3 protein-coding genes are annotated in these 3,081 nt (G+C 69.3%); 1 reads left to right on the forward strand and 2 read right to left on the reverse strand.

The window, feature by feature from the left end; translation table 11 throughout:
• Both ACIRA5_RS47300 and ACIRA5_RS47305 read right to left on the reverse strand, forming a co-directional pair.
• Nucleotides 1–767 (reverse strand): glycoside hydrolase family 3 protein (locus ACIRA5_RS47300; protein ID WP_403702940.1); only part of this gene is annotated, 767 nt, incomplete at its 3' end.
• 42 nt (nucleotides 768–809) lie between these two features.
• On the reverse strand, nucleotides 810–1,841 hold the full coding sequence (locus ACIRA5_RS47305; RefSeq protein ID WP_403702943.1) for a LacI family DNA-binding transcriptional regulator: 1,032 nt from the start codon (nucleotides 1,839–1,841) through the stop codon (nucleotides 810–812).
• A gap of 217 nt (nucleotides 1,842–2,058) precedes the next feature.
• Between ACIRA5_RS47305 and ACIRA5_RS47310 the strand changes: the two genes are divergently transcribed.
• Nucleotides 2,059–3,081, forward strand: a 1,023-nt coding sequence (locus ACIRA5_RS47310; protein WP_403702946.1) for an ABC transporter substrate-binding protein, incomplete at its 3' end; no start/stop codon positions are given.

The following is a 3,081-nucleotide window of genomic DNA, read 5'->3' on the forward strand; positions in this document are numbered from 1 at the left end:
ACGTCGGAGTAGGAGTTCATCACCGAGCGAGCTCCGCCTTCGCGCAGCGCCATCTCGAACGGCGGCAGGATCACGTCGTTGAACTCCCGGCGCCCCATGGAGACCGGGGCGTGGTTGCGGGCGCCCTTGGAGGCCGAGTACCCCGCGAAGTGCTTCAGCGTGGCGATGATCCCGGCGCTCTCCAGTCCCCGCACATAGGCGGAGCCGGTCATGCCGACCAGGTAGGGGTCCTCGCCGAGGGTCTCCTCGACCCGGCCCCAGCGGTAGTCGCGAACGACGTCCAGGACGGGGGAGAGACCCTGGTGGACGCCGACCCGGCGCATGCCGCTGCCGATGGCGTGGGCCATGCGCTCGACCAGGTCGGGGGCGAAGGTGGCGGCCCAGGCGAGAGCGGTGGGAAAGACGGTGGCGCGGTAGGTGGTGAATCCCGTCAGGCACTCCTCGTGCGCGATGGCCGGAATGCCCAGCCGGGTGTTGTCCATCAACTCACGCTGGATGGACGCAAGTTGGTGCGCACCGTCGACCGGCTCGACCGGCCGGGTGCCGAACGGACGGGTGAGGTGGCCCAGGCCGTTCTTGCTCGCCGTGGCGAACTCGGTGTGCCGGGCGAAGACGTCCTGCATCGGTGCGACGTTGCCGCTGACGCGCTCGACGCCGGGCCAGGCGCTGCCGAGCTGGGCGAGCTTCTCCTCCAGGGTCATTTCCGCGAGGAGGGCCTCGACCCTGTCGTCGCGCGGGCAGGCCGGATCGGCCCAGGGTGTGGTCATGGTGCGTCCCTTGAGCTGGTGGCGCATGGCGCCGGTGTGGGGTCAGGTGTGGCTGGGTGGGGGTGCCGTGGACGACCGGACCACCAACTGGGTGGCGAGTTCGAGCCGGTGACTGTCCAGGGGCTGTCCGGCTGCGAGCCGGAGCAGGCTGCGCAGCGCGGCGCGGCCGATCTCGGCGAAGGGCTGGCGGACGGTGGTCAGGGGAGGGGCGGAGGTGGCGGCCGCGGCGGTGTCGTCGAAGCCGACGACACTCACGTCCTCCGGTACACGCAGGCCGTGGACGCGGGCGGCTTCGATGACGCCGAACGCCTCCAGGTCGTTGCCGGCGAAGACGGCCGTGGGCGGATCGTCGAGGGCGAAGAGCTCCAGGGCCGCCTGGTAGGCGGGTTCGAAGCGGAAGGCGCCCCGTTTGATGAGTCGTGGGTCGGGCGTGACGCCGGCACCGGTGAGCGCGGCCTGGTAGCCGTGCAGCCGGGCGGTGTTGCACAGGGCGTCGTGCCGCCCTTCGATCATCGCGATCCGGCGGTGACCGAGCCTGAGGAGATGCTCGGTGGCGGCCATGCCACCGCTGAAGTTGGTGGCACCGATGCTCGGCACGCTCTCGTCGGGCACGTTCATCGGATCGATCAGCACCAGCGGAATGCCGGCCTCGGCGAACTGGGCCCGCTGTCGCGCGGTCAGTTCGGAGGTCACCAGGATGACCCCTTCCCGACCGGCGTTCGTGACCTTCCGCGTCCAGGCCACGCCCAGCGGATCGTCGGGCGCGACGCCGATGACGACGTCGACGCCGGCCTCGGCCGCCGCCTCCGTCACTCCCTGGGTGATCACCAGGTTGTTGGGGTTGACCAGCTCGTCGAAGGCGAGGTCGATGGTGCGCACCGGCGACTGAGCGCCACCGGGGCCGCGGGCGACGTAGCCGTGCTCGACGAGCAGCCGCTCGATGCGCGCCCGGGTCTCGGGGGACACATCGCTGCGGCCGTTGACCACCTTCGACACGGTGGCCACCGACACCCCGGCCGCTTCGGCGATGCCGGTCAGGGTCGTCCGGCTTCGCTCGACGGCTCTCTTCGCCATGCTGATCCTTTCGAAGTCTTACGGGGAAGCTAGCGCAAGGTTTCGCACCAGTCCAGAGCTGCAATTGTGCTGAAGATTAATTTCGTAGACCTCTTGACCCGGCCGAAAGAGCGACTTAATTTGTCGGCCACGAAACACGGAGGTTTCGAAAACTTTCGAGCCGCTGCGCGGAGCCGCGAAGCGCGAACGAGCCTCTGGAAGAGCGAAGGAGCTCACGATGGCCACGAGAATCCCCACCCGCATCCTGCTGACCGCCGGTGCGACGGCCCTCGCCCTGACGGTGACGGCCTGCGGCAGCAGCGGCCGCTCCACCGGTTCCGGCTCCGGCGACGGCACGCTGGCCTGGGCCCTGACGCAGGGCTCCGAGGCGACCTTCCGGGCCTCGGCCACGGAGTGGAACAAGGCTCACCCCGACAGCAAGGTCAACTACCAGTTCTTCCAGAACGACCCGTACAAGCAGAAGCTCCGCACGGCCGTCGGCGCCGGCAACGGCCCGGTGCTGTTCGAGAACTGGGGCGGCGGCGCGCTCGGCGACTACGTCAAGGCCGGGAAGGTCACCGACCTCACCTCCGACCTGGACCAGAACCCCGAGTGGAAGAACCGCATCTTCCCGTCGGTGCTGAAGGCCGCCACCGTCGAGGGCAAGGTCTACGGCGTCCCCGTCAACGGCGTGCAGCCCGTGGTCCTGTACTTCAACAAGGACCTGCTCCAGCAGGCGGGCGTCGAGGCGCCGAAGACCTGGGACGACCTGCTCGCCGCGGTGAAGAAGCTCAAGGCGAAGGGGATCGCCCCGCTGTCCATGGGCGGCGCCTCGAAGTGGCCCGACCTGATGTGGCTCGAGTACCTGGTCGACCGCGTCGGCGGCCCGGACACCTTCGCGAACATCGCCGTCGGCAAGAAGGGCGCCTGGTCCGACCCGGCCGTCCTCAAGTCCGCGCAGATGATCAGGCAGTTGGTCGACGCCGGCGGCTTCGCCAAGGGTTTCACCTCCGTCTCCGCCGACACCGGTCAGGCCGAGGCCCAGGTGTACACCGGCAAGGCCGCGATGATCCTGCAGGGCAGCTGGGCGTACGGCACCATGGTCACCGGCTCGCCGAAGTTCGTCTCCGAGGGCAAGCTCGGCTGGACCGGCTTCCCGGCGGTCAGCGGCGGCAAGGGCGACGCGACGAACATCGTCGGCAACCCCGCCAACTTCTTCTCCGTGTCGGCGCAGGCGAGCGCCAAGGAGAAGAAGACCGCT

It is taken from the genome of Streptomyces sp. NPDC096311, from assembly GCF_044763085.1.
Lineage (GTDB): Bacteria > Actinomycetota > Actinomycetes > Streptomycetales > Streptomycetaceae > Streptomyces.